12 protein-coding genes are annotated in these 15,334 nt (G+C 66.9%); 6 read left to right on the top strand and 6 right to left on the bottom strand.

Going from position 1 to position 15,334, the window contains the following annotated elements; genetic code table 11:
• Position 1 precedes the first annotated feature (1 nt).
• The 6 genes from ACMGT0_RS00285 (at position 2) to ACMGT0_RS00260 (ending at position 8,320) form a co-directional block, all read left to right on the top strand.
• Positions 2–3,112, top strand: a complete 3,111-nt coding sequence (locus ACMGT0_RS00285; protein WP_416771029.1) for a serine/threonine-protein kinase — start codon at positions 2–4, stop codon at positions 3,110–3,112.
• A complete protein-coding gene (locus ACMGT0_RS00280) occupies positions 3,112–3,828 on the top strand; it encodes an ABC transporter ATP-binding protein (protein WP_054063486.1) in 717 nt (238 codons plus the stop codon). Before ACMGT0_RS00285 ends, ACMGT0_RS00280 begins: the two co-directional genes overlap by 1 nt.
• On the top strand, positions 3,828–5,030 hold the full coding sequence (locus tag ACMGT0_RS00275) for an FtsX-like permease family protein (protein ID WP_054063487.1): 1,203 nt from the start codon (positions 3,828–3,830) through the stop codon (positions 5,028–5,030). The genes ACMGT0_RS00280 and ACMGT0_RS00275 overlap by 1 nt, the downstream gene beginning before the upstream one ends.
• On the top strand, positions 5,023–6,765 hold the full coding sequence (locus tag ACMGT0_RS00270) for a formylglycine-generating enzyme family protein (RefSeq protein WP_054061160.1): 1,743 nt from the start codon (positions 5,023–5,025) through the stop codon (positions 6,763–6,765). The genes ACMGT0_RS00275 and ACMGT0_RS00270 overlap by 8 nt, the downstream gene beginning before the upstream one ends.
• A gap of 84 nt (positions 6,766–6,849) precedes the next feature.
• Complete coding sequence (gene tagQ, locus ACMGT0_RS00265) at positions 6,850–7,803, top strand: type VI secretion system-associated lipoprotein TagQ (RefSeq protein ID WP_416771026.1); 954 nt, start codon at positions 6,850–6,852, stop codon at positions 7,801–7,803.
• A 139-nt stretch (positions 7,804–7,942) separates the two neighbouring features.
• Positions 7,943–8,320, top strand: a complete 378-nt coding sequence (locus tag ACMGT0_RS00260; RefSeq protein ID WP_054061280.1) for a hypothetical protein — start codon at positions 7,943–7,945, stop codon at positions 8,318–8,320.
• 125 nt (positions 8,321–8,445) lie between these two features.
• On the opposite strand, the gene ACMGT0_RS00255 is transcribed toward ACMGT0_RS00260, so the two are convergent.
• The 6 genes from ACMGT0_RS00255 to exbB all read right to left on the bottom strand — a co-directional run bounded on the left by ACMGT0_RS00255 (position 8,446) and on the right by exbB (position 15,305).
• Positions 8,446–9,846 carry an aminoacyl-tRNA deacylase and HDOD domain-containing protein gene (locus ACMGT0_RS00255; RefSeq protein ID WP_054061279.1) on the bottom strand — a complete coding sequence of 467 codons (1,401 nt, stop codon included), beginning with the start codon at positions 9,844–9,846 and terminating at the stop codon, positions 8,446–8,448.
• A gap of 78 nt (positions 9,847–9,924) precedes the next feature.
• On the bottom strand, positions 9,925–12,000 hold the full coding sequence (gene recG / locus ACMGT0_RS00250; RefSeq protein WP_416773587.1) for an ATP-dependent DNA helicase RecG: 2,076 nt from the start codon (positions 11,998–12,000) through the stop codon (positions 9,925–9,927).
• 5 nt (positions 12,001–12,005) lie between these two features.
• On the bottom strand, positions 12,006–12,926 hold the full coding sequence (locus tag ACMGT0_RS00245; protein WP_054061278.1) for a hydrogen peroxide-inducible genes activator: 921 nt from the start codon (positions 12,924–12,926) through the stop codon (positions 12,006–12,008).
• Positions 12,927–13,146: 220 nt separating this feature from the next.
• Positions 13,147–13,899 (bottom strand): energy transducer TonB family protein, encoded by a 753-nt coding sequence (locus ACMGT0_RS00240; RefSeq protein ID WP_054061277.1) that lies wholly within the window; start codon positions 13,897–13,899, stop codon positions 13,147–13,149.
• Entirely contained in the window at positions 13,896–14,324 is a 429-nt protein-coding gene (gene exbD / locus ACMGT0_RS00235) for a TonB system transport protein ExbD (RefSeq protein WP_054061276.1), read from the bottom strand. Before exbD ends, ACMGT0_RS00240 begins: the two co-directional genes overlap by 4 nt.
• Positions 14,325–14,330: 6 nt before the next feature.
• Positions 14,331–15,305, bottom strand: coding sequence for a tonB-system energizer ExbB (gene exbB / locus ACMGT0_RS00230; RefSeq protein ID WP_054063489.1), 975 nt, complete (start codon positions 15,303–15,305; stop codon positions 14,331–14,333).
• Positions 15,306–15,334: the final 29 nt, after the last annotated feature.

Below are 15,334 nucleotides of genomic sequence, written 5' to 3'. Positions count from 1 at the left end.
CATGGACATACTGATTCCCGGATTCGACATAGACGGCGAGATTGGCGAAGGCGCCATGGCCACCGTCTATCTGGCGACCCAACGGTCGCTGGAGCGCAAGGTGGCGCTGAAAGTCATGGCGGCCGCGCTGGCTGCCGACCCGACCTTCTGCGAGCGCTTCCTGCGCGAAGGTCGGACCCTGGCGCGGCTGTCGCACCCGCATACCGTGACCATCCACGATATCGGCAATGTCGGCGAGCTGTACTACATGGCCATGGAGTACCTGCCCAACGGCACGCTCAAGGAGCGCATCGCCGCCGGCCTGAGCCCGGAGCAGGGCGTGCAGTACATCCGCCAGATCGCCTCGGCACTGGGCTATGCCCATGCCCAGGGGCTGGTGCACCGCGACGTGAAGCCGGCCAACATCCTGTTCCGCGCCGACGGCACCGCGGTGCTCTCGGACTTCGGCATCGCCAAGTCGCTGGACGACCGCACCCAGTTCACCCAGGCCGGCTTCGCCGTCGGTACGCCGAGCTACATGAGCCCGGAACAGGCGCGCGGCCAGGAGATCGACGGCCGTGCCGACCTCTATGCCTTGGGCGTGGTGCTCTACGAAATCCTCGTCGGCAAGCTGCCCTACACCGGCACCGACGCGCTGTCGACGGCGCTGGCGCACCTCACCGAACCGCTGCCGGAACTGCCGATCCAGCACGGTCGCTACCAGCACATCCTGCAGCGGCTGCTGGCCAAGGATCCGGCGGAGCGCTTCGCCGACGCCGCGGCCTTGCAGGCGGCGCTGGACAATCTGCCGGCCGAGGAGGCGCTGGAGTCGACCCTGATCCAGCCCCTGGCCCTGTCCAAGGTGGCCGAGAAACCGGCGACCCCCGACCTGGGCGGGCTGACGCCGGTCTCGATCGAAATTCCCAACCCGCCGCCGGCGCAACCGGCCTCGCGGCCAACGCCCCAGCCCGCGCCGCCACCGAGTCCACAGCCGGTGCTGCGCGACGCTGGCGACTCGCAGCAGCGCCGTGGTCCGGTACTGGCCCTGCTGGCCGTCGCGGTGGCGGCGGCCATCGGCGTCGCCGGTGCCGGCTACTGGTGGCTGGGCAGTGACAAACCGCTGAGGGCGCCAGCGACCACCAGCACCACGCCGCCGGCGTCCGGCACGCCGGTGGCGGGGACGCCTGCCCTGTCGAGCACGCCGCCCGCCTCGGACAGGCCGGCAGACCCGGTGAGCACGACGCCGGTTGCCCAGGCTTCGCCGGGCGAGGCGGACGGTGGCAACCGCCCGTTGCTTATGGTCGGCAAGAAAACCCTGTTCCAGCGCGTGTTGAGCCAGCCCGGAGCGCAGTTGTACAACTCGCCCGGTGGCCAGGCCGACAAGGCGCTGCCGGCGTTCTCGGTGCTGTACGTCTACCAGCGCAAGACCGTCGACGGTGCGCCCTGGCTGCGCGTCGGTGCCGCCAGCGACGGGCGCAGCGAAGGCTGGCTGCCGGGCGCCAAGGTCAGCGAGTGGAAGCAGAGCCTGGTGCTCAAGTTCACCGAGCGCTCCGGGCGTGAGCCGGTGATGTTCCTGCGCGATGCCGCCGATATCGACAAGCTGCTGGCCAATCCGGCCTCGGCGAAGAACCTGTTGCTGAACGCGCAGAAGAACCCGGCCGACAACCAGCGGGTGCTGGCCCTGGAGCCGGCGGCCAGCGCGGTGCCGCAGAACCAGTTCTACCTGCTGCCGATCTTCGGTTCGCGGGAAAGCTTCGACGAAAACGGCCAGCCGGTGCAGTTGCTCAATGTCGCCTCGATCGACCCGGGCAGCGCCGCGCAGAAAACCGGCAACGGTAGCGCGCCTGTGGCGACGGCGGACAAGTTCCGCACCGCGATCGTGCTGGTGGTCGACACCACGGTGTCGATGCAGCCGTACATCGACCAGGTCCGCGACGTGGTCCATGAGCTGCAGAGCAAGATCGCCGAGCGCGGCGAGCTGGACAGCGTCAGCTTCGGCATGGTGGGCTTTCGCAACAGCATCCAGAAAACCCCTGGCCTTGAGTACCTGAGCAAGACCCTGATCACCCTCGACCAGGGCCGCGATCCCGAGCGTTTCCTGGAGCTGGCGCGGCAGGTCAAGGCCTCCACGGTGTCGAGCCATTCGTTCAACGAGGACTCGTTCGCCGGGATCATGCAGGCGGTCGACGGCATGGACTGGTCCGGCTACGGCGGGCGCCTGATCCTGCTGGTCAGCGACGCCGGTTCGCTGCGCAAGAACGACCCCTACAGCAGCACCCGGATGAACGAGGCGGAGATCCGCCAGGCGGCGCTGAGCAAGCAGATCAAGATCTATGCGCTGCACCTGCGCAGCGAGGCCGGCAAGAAGAACCACGCCTTCGCCGAGCAGCAGTACCGTACCCTGACCGCCGACGCCAACCCGAAGATCGGCGACCTCTACATCCCGGTCCAGGGCGGCGATGCGCACAAGCTCGGCGAGCGGGTCGAGGAGATCGGTTCGGTGTTCGCCAACCTGGTGCACCAGGTGCGCAGCAACCAGGCCCAGGCAGCGCCGTTGCTGGCTTCGGCACCGAGCCTGGCGGACAAGTCGGCGGCCATCGGTTATGCCATGCACATGGACTTCCTCGGTCGCAAGGGTGCCAGCCAGGCACCGCAACTGGTCAGCGCCTGGACCGCCGACCGCGACCTGACCAACCCGGCGCTGCCGGCGTTCCAGGTCTGCGTGATGCTGACCAAGCTGCAGCTCAACGACCTGCAGCAGTCGCTGAAGCTGATCGTCGATGCCGCCCGCAAGACCCAGAGCTCGCCGAAGGATTTCTTCCAGGAAATCGCCAGCGCCAGTGCCTACATGAGCCGCGACCCCTCGGCCCTGCGCAAGGGCGGCAACCTGGCCGATGGCGGAGTGCTCGGCGAATACCTCGAAGGCCTGCCGTACCGCAGCAAGTCGTTGAGCATGACCCAGGATCTGTGGCTGTCGCTCAGCGTGGCCGAACAGGAGGATTTCATCGACGAACTGGAGTCGAAGATCCGCCTCTACGAGACGTTCCACAACGATGTGGCCAACTGGGTCCGGTTCGGCGATGCCGAGCCGGGTGACGCGCTGTACCGCGTGCCATTGTCGACGCTGCCGTGATGATCAGCCTGCGCGACGTACGCAAGACGCGGGGTGAGGGTGCCCAGCGCTACAGCCTGGTGATCCCGCGCCTGAGCCTGGCGCCTGGGCAGCAGTGGGCGGTGGTCGGCCCCAGCGGCTGCGGCAAGAGTACCTTGCTCGACCTGCTGGCGCTGGTCTCGGCCCCTGACCGCGCCGGGTTGTTCGCCTTCGAGGGGCCCGCCGGCGCGCAGGATATTGCCGCGCTCTGGCGCGAAGGACGGCAGGACGCGCTGGCGCAACTGCGCAGCCGCTATCTCGGCTATGTGCTGCAGACCGGCGGGCTGCTGGGCTTTCTCGACGTGCGCGGGAATATCGAGCTGTCGCGCAAGTTGCTGGGCATGGCCGACGACGGCAGCGTGCGGCGGCTGGCCGAGCAGTTGGAAATCGCCGATCAGTTGGACAAGAAACCCCAGGCCCTGTCGGTCGGCCAGCGTCAGCGGGTCGGCTGTGCCCGGGCCCTGGCCCATGCGCCGCGGCTGTTGCTGGCCGACGAGCCGACGGCCGCACTCGACCCGCTGAATGCCGGGCGGGTCATGCAATTGCTGCTCGGGCAGGTGGCGGAGCAGGGCGCCTGCTGCGTGATCGCCAGCCATGATGAGGTGCTGGTGCGCGACCTGGGCATGAACGTGCTGCGCATTACCTGCCAGCGCGACGCCGATGGCGGCGTGACCGCGACCCTGGGAGGCCAGCCGTGATGCGCGCTTCGCTGGTGGCGGCCCTGGCCTGGCAGGACTACCGCGCCGATGCGCGGCTGTCGGCCTGCTCGGTGTTGGCCCTGGTGGCGGTGATCGCACCCCTGCTGGTGCTGTTCGGGCTCAAGTTCGGCCTGGTCAGCAGCCTGACCGAGCGGCTGGAGCGTGACCCACTGGTGCGCGAGATCATTCCCCTGGGCGGCGGGCGCTTCGGCGCGGCCTACATCGCCGAGTTGGGGCGCCGCGACGACGTGGCGTTCGCCCTGCCGCGCACCCGGCAGATCGCCGCGACCGCCGACCTGTCGATCAGTCGCCAGGGCCCGGCGTTGAACGTCGAGATGCTGCCGACCGCCGAAGGCGACCCGTTGCTCGGCGGCCTGCCGGCGCCGACCGGGCTGGCGGCGATGCTGTTGAGCCATACCGCGGCGGAAAAGCTCGGGGTCAAGGCCGGTGACTGGCTCGAAGTGTCCTTCGGGCGTCAGGTGGCCGGCCGGGTGGAAAGCCAGCACACGCAGATCCAGGTGCAGGCGGTGCTGCCGCTGGAGGCCTTCGGTCGCGATGCGCTGTTCGCCCCGCTGGCGCTGCTGGAGGCTGCCGAGGATTATCGCGATGGCCGTGGTGTGCCGATGCTCGGCTGGAGCGGCGAGCCGGCCGGTTCCGCCGCGCAGCGGGTGTATCCGGCCTTCCGGCTGTACGCCCGCGAACTTGACGACGTCGAGCCGCTGCGCCGCTATTTCGCCGAACGTGGCCTGCTGGTCTCGACCCAGGCCCAGACCATCGCCCAGGTGCAGTCGCTGAGTCGCAACCTGTCCATCGTATTCTGGATCATCGCCACCCTGGCCCTGGCCGGGGCCTTCGCGGCGATCTTCGCCGGCGCGCTGGCGGCGGTCGAGCGCAAGCGCCGCGAGCTGTCGGTGCTGCGCCTGCTCGGCCTGGGCACCGGCGCCCTGTTGCTGTTCGTGGTGCTGCAGGCGCTCTACAGCGGGTTGTTCGCCGCCGGCTTGAGTGTGCTGTTGTACGTCGTCGCGGAGCAGGGCCTGAATCATCTGTTCGTGCAGGTGGCCGGCGAATACGCCAGCCAGTTGCTAGGGCGCCATTACATGCTGGCACTTTTTTCGGTGTTGGCGGTCTGTGCTCTGGCTGCGGCCCTCGGTGGCTGGCGAGTGGCACAGATAGAAGCTTCGGAAGGAATCAGAGATGTTTAAGCTGCGCAGCGCGGCCTTCATGATGTTGATCGGCTCCCTGGGCCTTGCTTCTCTGGGGGCAGGCGGCCTGGCGTGGGCCGACGACGACACCAACAAACTGGACAACCCCAAGCCGCTGAGCGGCGATATCAGCCTGCCGCTGCCGTGCGATGGCGAGATGGTGTTCCGCTACGTCTACATCCTCGCCCAAGGCACCCTGGACGACCGCGAGATCAGCCTCGGCTACCCGTTCAGCGAAGACGAGCCGGGCTACAAGCAGTCGTTCATTTCCGGTTACCGCCGGGACTTCATCAACGGCCAGTTCACCCTCAAGGACCTGCCTGCCGATTGGCAGAAGGCGATCTCGCCGGCCCTGCCCAAGACCGATGCCGGCTCGCCGTTGAAACCGATGTTCTATTTCATGGGCAAGTACCCGGTGACGGCGCGCCAGTACGCACTGGTCATGTCCCAGGCGCCCTCGCTGGCCAGTGGCGAACCGGCCCCGGCCTGCGAAGCGCCCGAGGGGATTGCCGGGCGCCTGCCCAAGGTCAAGGTGTCGCGCTTCGATGCCGAGCGTTTCTCCGCGGTCTACAGTGCCTGGCTGATGAAGTACCACCGTGACCGGCTGCCGGTCAGCGGTCGTGGTCGCTCGGCCGAGGACGGTGGCGCCGGTTTCGTTCGCCTGCCGACCGAGGTCGAGTGGGAGTACGCCGCCCGCGGTGCCCAGGCGGTCAGCCGCCAGGAACTGGAAGGCCGGTTGTTCCCGCGCCGGCAGCCGGGCAGTGACACGGACGGCCCGCTGTCCGACTATGCGGTGTTCAACCAGGTCGCCGGCGGCACCGGCCAGGCGCCACGGCTGATGCCGGTAGGCACCAAGCTGCCGAACCCGATCGGCCTGTTCGACGTGATCGGCAACGCTGCGCAGATGGTCCAGGAGTCGTTCCAGCTGGTTCATGCCGGGCGCCGCCAGGGCGCCTACGGCGGCTTCGTGGTCAAGGGGGGCAACTACCTGGAAGGCGAGGGCACGCTGTTCACCGGCATGCGCCGCGAGTACCCGCTGTTCGCCGCCGATGGTACCGAGCAGAGCAACGAGACCACCGGTTTCCGGGTCGCCATCGGCGCGCTGTCGGCGCCGCGCTCGCGCTACAAGGAGCTGTTCGAGCAGTGGCAGAAGGAGGGCCGCCTGGCTGCCCTGACCGATGCCATCGACGACGTCCAGGATCCGACCAAGCGCCTGGACAGCATCATTTCCGGCACCACCGACCCGCGGCTGCAGGCCGAACTGGGGCTGGTGAACGAAGAGCTCAAGCGCAACGTCTCGCTGATCGCCCGCCAGCGCGAGGAAGCGGCCGGCAACCTGATCCAGTCGGCGGCGCTGGTGGCCGAAACCGTCAACAACTACAACATCCGCCTGACCAACCTGAAGAAGAGCCGCCAGCAGGCCGTCGACGCCAAGGACGAGGCCAGCGCCGCGCTGTTCGCCACCGCCATCGACAACGGCACCAGCGCGCTGGACGGCGCGGTGGCGATCTACATCGACAACCTGGCAACGGCCACGCGGTACACCGATGCGGTGATCCAGGCGCAGTTCCAGCGGGTCAAGGAAGAACTCAGTCGCAAACCCGTGCTCGGCAACAGCCTGGTGGCACGGGCGACCCTGTTCGTTCGTCATGTCGGCGATTATCGCAAGCAGCAGCGGGCCGACCCGGCGACGATCTTGAAAGCGTTACTCGCATCCAACGCCCAGAAGCCCTGAGTGTTGGGAATCCGGCGAGTGTAGAGGGGATCCGGGCGGTAGGTGCCGCATCGGCCAAGTCAAACCAAGAAAGGAAATATGAACATGATTTTCTCCAGCAAACCCCTTGTTTCAACCTCGCGGTGCCGCGCCGCGCTGTGGGTTGCCGCCGGATTCAGCACCGTGCTGATGGGCGGTTGCGCCACCTCGCCAACCTCCAAGGTCGGCGCCAGCACCAAGGTCGAGTACTACCCGACCTGCTACGAGCCGGTGCAGCACCTGCGTGCCACCGATTCGGACATGACCCGCTCCATCGCCACCGGTGCGGTGCTCGGTGCCCTGGGCGGCGCCGCGCTCGGCGCGCTGACCGGCGACGATTCGAGCAAGCGCGGCCGTAACGCCGCCATCGGCGCCGCGGGCGGCGCGCTGGCCGGTGGTGCGGCGGGCTACTACACCGAGAAGCAGAAGCAGATCGCCGACGACAAGCAGCGCATCAGCTCCTATGCCGGCGACATCCGCAAGAGCGCGGCCGAGATGGATCGCAACACGGCTTATGCCCGTGCTTCGCAGAGCTGCTACCAGCGTGAGTTCGCCAACCTGGTCTCGGCCCGCAAGGCCAAGACCATCGGCGATGCCGAAGGTCGCAAGCGCCTGGCGGAAATCGTCGCCGGCCTGAAGGAGTCCAATGACCTGATCGTCGCGGTCAACGGTCGCAACGCCGAAGACCTGAACAACTACACCCAGGCCTACGAGCAGGACCTGCGCCAGGTGGGTGTGCAGCGTACCGACGTGGTCACCGTGGCGACCGCGGATACCGATCCGGTGGTCGCACCGACCACCGGCAAGACCAAGGGCAAGAAGCCGCCCGTGAAGGTCGCCAAGAAGCAACTGCCGACGGTGCCGAGCGAAGCGGTCGCCACCGAGAAGACCCTGCAGGACGCCAATGCCAAGAAAGCGGCGAGCCAGGAAGTCGCCACCGCCGGCCAGTCGCAGGTCAACAGCATGTGCAAGAACCCGGACCTGGGCGACTGGGCTCCGGTCCCCTGCCCGAACGTCTGAGTGACTGCCTGGTCACGAACGTGCTGATATAAGCGGCAAACGCCAGTCGATCTTCTTGCAAACAAGGAGATCGGTGGCGTTCCTCGAACAAACCGCTACACTGCGCCGGCCCTTTCATTTTTCTGCCGAGGCGTTGTGCATGAAATTCCGTTTTCTTCTCTGGGCGATGGGCCTGCTGATGGCCCGGGCCAGTCGCAATAACCCCGCGTTCCAGCAGCAACTGGCCGACAAGGCGCTGGTGTTCCAGCTGCAGACCCTGGACGGCAGGATCGCCCGTCACTTCATCGTCAGGGACCTGCGTATCAGCAGCAAGTCCGGAACCCATCCGGAGCCGGCGTTCGCCATCGGCTTCAAGGATGCCGCGTACGGCTTCGCCACGCTGCAGGCGAAGAACAAGCAACTGGCGTTCATGACGGGGATTCAGGACAAGTCGATCCAGATCAAGGGCAATCCGGCCCTGGTGATCTGGTTCCAGGGGCTGACCAAGTACCTCAAGCCGAAGAAAAAGAAGGCCTGAAGCGTCACCTCTCTTGATCGTTCCCACGCTCCGCGTGGGAATACAGCCCGTGACGCTGTGCGTCACAAGAGCGGACGCCGAGCGTGGGAACGATCGGTGTCCGGGTCTGCAGTCGTCGGGGGGATTCAGTGCTGGCTGAACTGCGAAGCCAGCTCGCGCAGCAGTACTTCGGCTTCGAGCACCTTGTTCACCACGTCCTCGGCCTTGTCGCGGCTCAGGCCCAGGCGATCGAGCAGGGCGTCGGGGATTTCTTCGTCCGGCCCGGAACCGATGTTGCGGCTGCGCAGCAGGCGCACCGCCAGGCACACCAGGTTCGGATACTCGGCATACACGCCATCGTAGTGCGGGTCGTGCTGGAAGCGCAGGGCGGTGGCCAGTTCGTCCGGCATGTCCCAGTAGCGCATCAGCCAGGCGCCGATCTGCTCGCGGCTGATACCCAGCAGATGCTGCTCGACATAGCTGTGGCACAGGTGCGGGTTGACCTCCAGGTGCCGGCAGATCAGCGAGAAATGCGGCGGGAACACGTGGGCCAGCAGCAGGTAGCCGAAGTTGTGCAGCAGGCCGGCCAGGTAGGTCAGGCCGGCTTCCGGGCGCTGGGTGCGCGGCATGGCGCGGGTCAGGCCCTCGATCACCGCGGCGGTGTAGATCGATTGCTGCCAGTACGGCGTGCTGTGCTGTGGCTGGTCCTTGGGCAGGCTCAGGGTCTTGCCCAGGGCCAGGCCGAGCGCCAGGTTGATCACCAGGTCGAAGCCCAGCACCCGTACGATCGCGTCTTCCACCGAGCGGATCTTGCCCGGCGAGGCGTAGTACGGTGACGCCGCCCAGCTCACCACCTGGGCGGCCAGGGCCGGGTCGGTCTCGACCACGCCGGTGATGTCGTCGATGGTTGCGTCAGGGTCGACCCGCAGCTTGATGATTTTCTGCGCAGTCTCCGCCAGCGGTGGAATCTCGATGGTCGCTTCCAGGCGCTGCTGGATGCGCCGGGCGGTGAACACCTGGACCGCCTGGGTGATTTCCTTGCGATCGTCGTCCGGACGGTCGAGGTTCGGACGAATGTTGCCCAGGGCTTCGCCGAAGCTGGCGGCGCTGGCCTTGGTAAGCATGCTCCTGAAGTCGTCGGTGGCGATTTCCAGCAGCAGGCCGGTTTCGCCGGAGTTGATCAGCAGGCTCGGCTCGCGCAGCAGCTGTTCTTCGTACAGGCAGGGCGAACTGGTCAGCGCTGGCAGGCCGGGCAACAGGTGCAGGCTGTGCTTGCCGAGCATGCGCTCCAGGCGTTCGGTCGACACCGCCGTCAGGCGCCGACCAGTGAGTTCGGCCAGGCGGTTGAGGTCGAGCAGTTGGTTCTGCGGGAACAGCACCATGAGCGCACCGACTGCGTCATCGAGCAGCACCGCCTGAACCTTGCGCGCCGCCGGCAGACTCGGGGAGTCGGTGACTTCACGGTAGTTGATGGCGAGCTTGTCGAGCAGCATTCGAACCACAGACGGGGTGTGCGGGGTTGCATCGATGAGGGCAACTTCAGTCATGGTCTGTATCCGGCTTCCTACAATTTCAGCAGTATAACCAGCTTGTCCCGGTCATTGGTCCACGAAATGTGAGGTCTATCACACTTGGCCGTATTGTTGGCCGTGGCGCAGCCAGCGTTCCAGCAGCGGGCTGACGTGCTGCGGCCAGCGTGCCAGCAGGGCTTGAGCCGCATCGCGCACGGCCGGAAGCAGGTCGGCGTCGCGCATCAGGTCGGCGACCTTGAACTGCAGCAGCCCGGTCTGGCGGGTGCCGAGCATTTCCCCGGGACCGCGCAGCTCCAGGTCCTTTTCGGCGATGACGAAGCCATCGTTGGTCTCGCGCATGATCCCCAGGCGCTGGCGGCCGATCTGCGACAGTGGCGGGTGGTAGAGCATCACGCAGTGGCTGACGGCGCTGCCGCGACCGACCCGGCCGCGCAACTGGTGCAACTGCGCCAGGCCCAGGCGTTCGGGGTTCTCGATGATCATCAGGCTGGCGTTGGGCACGTCGACACCGACTTCGATCACCGTGGTGGCGACCAGGAGTTGCAGGTTGCCGACCTTGAATTCGGCCATCACCGCGGCTTTCTCCGCGGCTTTCATGCGCCCGTGGATCAGCCCGACCCGCAGTTCGCTGAGGGCGGCGGTCAGCTCTTCGAAGGTGGTCTCGGCGGCCTGGCAGGTCAGTTCCTCGGACTCCTCGATCAGCGTGCAGACCCAGTAGGCCTGCCGCCCTTCGGCGCAGGCGGCGCGGACCCGTTCCACCACCTCGAAGCGCCGGCTGTCGGCGACCAGCACGGTGTTCACCGGCGTCCGGCCGGGTGGCAGTTCGTCGAGGATCGAGGTGTCGAGATCGGCGTAGGCGCTCATCGCCAGCGTGCGCGGGATCGGTGTGGCGGTCATGATCAGCTGGTGCGGGCACATCTGCCCGCCAACGCCCTTCTGGCGCAACGCCAGGCGCTGCTGGACGCCGAAGCGGTGCTGTTCGTCGATGATCACCAGGGCCAGGTTCCTGAACTGCACTTCGTCCTGGAACAGGGCGTGGGTGCCGACCACCATCGGTGTGCCGTTGGCGATCTGTTCGAGGGCGTTGGCGCGGGCCTTGCCCTTGAGCTTGCCGGCCAGCCAGGCGGTCTCGATGCCCAGCGGGGCGAGCCAGCGCTGGAAATTGATGAAATGCTGCTCGGCAAGAATCTCGGTCGGCGCCATCAGCGCCACCTGGTAGCCGGCTTCCAGCGCCTGCAGAGCGGCCAGGGCGGCGACCACGGTCTTGCCCGCGCCGACATCGCCCTGGATCAGTCGCAGCATCGGCTCGGGCTGGCTGAGGTCATAGGCGACCTCGTTGCCCACCCGCTGCTGGGCGCCGGTCGGCGGGAAACCGAGGTTGGCGAGAAACTGTGCGGGCAGCCTGCGCGCTTTCGGTAGCGCCGGGGCACGCAGGGCCCGCAGGCTTTCGCGCAGGCGCTGCTGGGACAGTTGGTGAGTGAGCAATTCTTCGAAGGCCAGCCGATGCTGGGCCCAGTGGTGACCGAGGGCGAGTTCCTCGACGTCGGCATCGGCCGGCGGCTGGTGCAGGTAACGGATCGCATCGTCCAGCGGTGCCAGCTGGTAGTCGCTGGCCAACTCCCGCGGCAGCCAGTCCGGCAGGCTGCGCGGGCCGAGCATGGCCAGGCTCTGCTGGCTCAGCAGGCGCAGGCGTTGCTGGGTCAGGCCCTCGGTCAGCGGGTAGATCGGCGTCAGGGTCTGGTCCACCGGCGGTGGCTCGTCGCCGGTCAGCGCGCGGTATTCCGGGTGGTAGATTTCCAGCCCCGAAGCGCCGGGGCGGGCCTCACCGTAGCAGCGCACATGGGTGCCGCGCTTGAGGCCTTCCTTCTGGGCGTTGCTGAAGTGGTAGAAGCGCAGGCTCAGGCTGCCGGTGCCGTCATTGAGGCGCACCAGCAGGCTGCGGCGCTTGCCCATGACCACATCGGCGCCGATGACCACGCCCTCGATCACCGCGTCCTGGCCGGGGCGCAGGGCGCCGATGGGAACCACGCGGGTGCGGTCCTGGTAGCGCAGGGGCAGGTGGAACAGTACATCCTGGATGGTTTCCAGGCCGACCCTGGCCAGTTTCTCGGCCATGGCTTCGCCGACACCCTTGAGTGCCGTGACTGAGACCTGCGACAGCTCGGTCACGGCATTCAGCTCGCAACGGGCGGCTTGGCCACCGAGCACAGGCGGATCGAATCGGCGAGGATCTCGATCGCCTTGGGTCGCGGGAAGCTGGCGCGCCAGGCGATGGCCACGGTGCGGAACGGTGTCGGCGGCGTCAGCGGACGCACCTCGATGACGCCGGGCGCATAGTGATGGCTGTCCACGGCCGACAGCGGCAGTACCGACACGCCCAGGCCCGAGGCCACCATGTGGCGGATGGTTTCCAGCGAACTGGACTCGACCGTGGTGTGCTTGGACGCTTCGGTGCCCTTGCCCAGGGTCGGGCAGGCTTCGAGGACCTGGTCGCGGAAGCAGTGGCCTTCGCCGAGCAGCAGCAGGCTCTTGTCGTTGAGCAGGGTACTGTCGATGGTTTCCTTGCGGGTCCAGGGGTGCGTGGCCGGCATCAGCACGTAGAACGGCTCGTCGTACAGCGGCAGGGTCAGCACATCGGCCTCGTTGAACGGCAGGGCGATGATCACCGCGTCCAGTTCGCCGTTGCGCAGCTTGTCGCGCAGCACGTGGGTGAAGTTTTCCTCGATGTACAACGGCATCTGCGGGGCGACCCGGTGCAGTTGCGGGATCAGGTGCGGGAACAGGTACGGGCCGACGGTGTAGATCGCGCCGACCTTCAGCGGTGCGGTCAGCTGGTTCTTCCCGGCCTGGGCCAGCTCACGGATGCCCTGGGCCTGTTCCAGGACCTTCTGGGCCTGGGCCACGATGCTTTCGCCAACCGGCGTCAGGCGCACGGCACTCTTGCTGCGCTCGAAAATCAGTACGCCCAGCTCGTCTTCCAGCTTCTTCACGCCCACTGACAGCGTCGGCTGGCTGACATGGCAGCGCTCGGCCGCGTGGCCGAAGTGCTGCTCTTGGGCGAGGGTAACGATGTAGCGTAATTCTGTCAGGGTCATAGTGGGCGTCCATGAAGTTGCCAACCAAGCATAACGGCTGCAATCGATAGACGCACGTTATCAGGTGAAGGTTTGGTGAAGATTGTCGTCAATGTCGATCGGAGGGGGCGGCAGGGAGGCGCTGTGGAAGCCCGCTCCCACAAGGGGCGAGCCAAAGCCGCTGTCAGTTTCTATATGAAAAAAGGAAGAATCCCACGGGTTGCGTGGGATTCGGGAAGGGCTAGCGGTTGCGCTTGTCGATCGAGTAGACGAAGGGCGCAACGATCTCGATGCTGCCGTTGGTCAGCATGTCGGCCGGCGGCTTGGGCAGCGGCTGGGCACGACGGATCATTTCCAGGGTGGCCCGGTCCAGGTCGGCGTTGCCCGAACGGCCCACCAGTTCGTACGAGAGCACCTTGCCTTCGGCGTCGACGACGAAGCGCAGACGGTTCAGGCCTTCCTTGCCGCGCGACTGGGCGGCAGGCGGGTACTTCTTGTACTTGCCCAGGTGCGCCAGCAGGGTGCCTTCCCAGCTGGCCTTGGCGGCGAGCTGCTGGGGCGATGGGCCCGGTGCCGGCGCCGCGGATTTCTCCGGCGGACGGGTGGTCGGCGGCTCCTCGGAAGGTTTCTCCTCTTCCTTGGGCTTTTCCTTCTCCGGTTCCTTCTTCACTTCCGGCTTGGGCGGCTGTGGCTTGGGTTTGGGCTTGACCGGCTTGGGGACCGAGATCGTCGGTTTCGGTGCCTCGGCCAGCTTCGGCAGCGGCAGCTCTTCCTCCGGCTCCGGCGGCTTCGGCGGGGTCACCACCTTGGGCGGGGCCGGTGGGGGCGGCGCGGGCGGCAGCGGGGCCAGCTCGACCATCATCGCCTGCGGCGGCAGTTCGATCGGCTTGGACACCGACCAGTTCAGGGCGGCGAGGATCGCCACCGCGTGAACGCCCAGCACCAGGGCCAGGCTACCGCCGTAACGCGTCAGTTTTTGGCGCGTCGTGATCATTTCTTGGCTGCCGTCTCAAGTCCGACCAGGCCGACCTTCAGGTAACCGGCCGCGCGCAGCGCGTCCATGACGTGCATCAGGTCGCCGTAGTCCACACCCTTGTCGGCCTGGAAGAAGATGGTGGTGTCCTTCTTGCCATGGGTCTTGGCGTCCAGGGCCGGGCCCAGGGACTCGGCCTTGACCTCTTCCTCGCCGAGGAACAGCTTCTGGTCGGCCTTGACGCTGAGGAACACCGGTTTCTCGGGCCGTGGCGACGGCTTGGCGGTCGAGGCCGGCAGGTCAACCTTGATGTCCACGGTGGCGAGGGGCGCCGCCACCATGAAGATGATCAGCAGTACCAGCATCACGTCGATGAACGGCGTGACGTTGATTTCGTGGTTCTCGGACAGCTCGTCGTCCGCGCCTTCCTTCAAATGCAGACCCATGGCGGATTAACCTACCTTGACCATGTGCGGCTGGCTGGCGCGCTCGGACGGCAGGTGGTCCAGGTCACGGCTGACCAGCAGCAGAACCTGGGCCGAAGCGTCGGAAACCTGGGCCTTGTAGCCGGCGATGGAGCGGGCGAAGACGTTGTAGATGACCACCGCCGGAATGGCGGCGACCAGGCCGAGGGCGGTCGCCAGCAGGGCTTCGGCGATACCCGGGGCAACCACGGCGAGGTTGGTGGTCTGGGTCTTGGCGATGCCGATGAAGCTGTTCATGATGCCCCATACGGTACCGAACAGACCGACGAACGGTGCGGTGGAGCCGATGGTGGCCAGTACGCCGGTGCCGCTGCTCATGTTGCGGCCGCAGGCGGCCACCAGGCGCTCCAGGCGGAAGCTGACGCGTTCCTTGATACCTTCCTTCTCGCGGCTGTTGGCCGACAGACGCATTTCCTCGAGGGCATCGTGCACCAGCAGGTTGGCCAGGGTACCTTCCTTGGCGGCGGTGGCGCTGGCGTCCTTGAGGGTCACGGCTTTCTTCAGGCTGGCGATTTCACCGCGCAGGCGACGCTTGGCGCCCAGCAGTTCGAAGCCCTTGGCGATCCAGATGGTCCAGGTGATGATCGAGGCGATGGCCAGGCCGATCATGACCAGCTTCACGATGATGTCGGCGTTCTGGTACATGCCCCACGGAGACAGGTCGTGGGACATGCCCAGGCTGTTGCCTTCGGCTGGCAGTGCGTCGGTATCGGAGGCCTCGGCCGGGGCGGCGTTCTCCACGGGGGCCTGGTCGGCCGCGATCGGCGCGGTCGCGGCCGGTGCTGCTGCGGTGGCGGCCGGTGCGGCGTGGTTGGCCGGCTCATCGGCGAATGCGGCGGTCGGGGCCAGCAACAGGCTGAACAGCACCGCTGCCACCGAGCGCCAGACGCGCGACGGGCTGTGGAACTGGGTTGGCGAGGCGGAGGAGTGAATGCGTGTCATGCTGGCCGGACCTGAGCGAAGTAAAAGTG

The sequence above is a fragment of the Pseudomonas sp. RHF3.3-3 genome, assembly GCF_048069595.1.
In the GTDB taxonomy this organism is placed as follows: Bacteria; Pseudomonadota; Gammaproteobacteria; order Pseudomonadales; family Pseudomonadaceae; genus Aquipseudomonas; species Aquipseudomonas fuscovaginae_B.
The sequence above is the reverse complement of the archived record's forward strand: the minus strand, read 5'-3'. Positions and strand labels throughout refer to the sequence as shown.

Coding starts and splice junctions, on each gene's coding strand:
- exbB (WP_054063489.1), bottom strand. CDS start 15,305: ATGACACGCATTCACTCCTCCGCCTCGCCAACCCAGTTCCACAGCCCG.
- ACMGT0_RS00270 (WP_054061160.1), top strand. CDS start 5,023: ATGTTTAAGCTGCGCAGCGCGGCCTTCATGATGTTGATCGGCTCCCTG.
- tagQ (WP_416771026.1), top strand. CDS start 6,850: ATGATTTTCTCCAGCAAACCCCTTGTTTCAACCTCGCGGTGCCGCGCC.
- exbD (WP_054061276.1), bottom strand. CDS start 14,324: ATGGGTCTGCATTTGAAGGAAGGCGCGGACGACGAGCTGTCCGAGAAC.
- ACMGT0_RS00275 (WP_054063487.1), top strand. CDS start 3,828: ATGCGCGCTTCGCTGGTGGCGGCCCTGGCCTGGCAGGACTACCGCGCC.
- ACMGT0_RS00285 (WP_416771029.1), top strand. CDS start 2: ATGGACATACTGATTCCCGGATTCGACATAGACGGCGAGATTGGCGAA.
- ACMGT0_RS00245 (WP_054061278.1), bottom strand. CDS start 12,926: ATGACCCTGACAGAATTACGCTACATCGTTACCCTCGCCCAAGAGCAG.
- ACMGT0_RS00255 (WP_054061279.1), bottom strand. CDS start 9,846: ATGACTGAAGTTGCCCTCATCGATGCAACCCCGCACACCCCGTCTGTG.
- ACMGT0_RS00280 (WP_054063486.1), top strand. CDS start 3,112: ATGATCAGCCTGCGCGACGTACGCAAGACGCGGGGTGAGGGTGCCCAG.
- ACMGT0_RS00260 (WP_054061280.1), top strand. CDS start 7,943: ATGAAATTCCGTTTTCTTCTCTGGGCGATGGGCCTGCTGATGGCCCGG.
- ACMGT0_RS00240 (WP_054061277.1), bottom strand. CDS start 13,899: ATGATCACGACGCGCCAAAAACTGACGCGTTACGGCGGTAGCCTGGCC.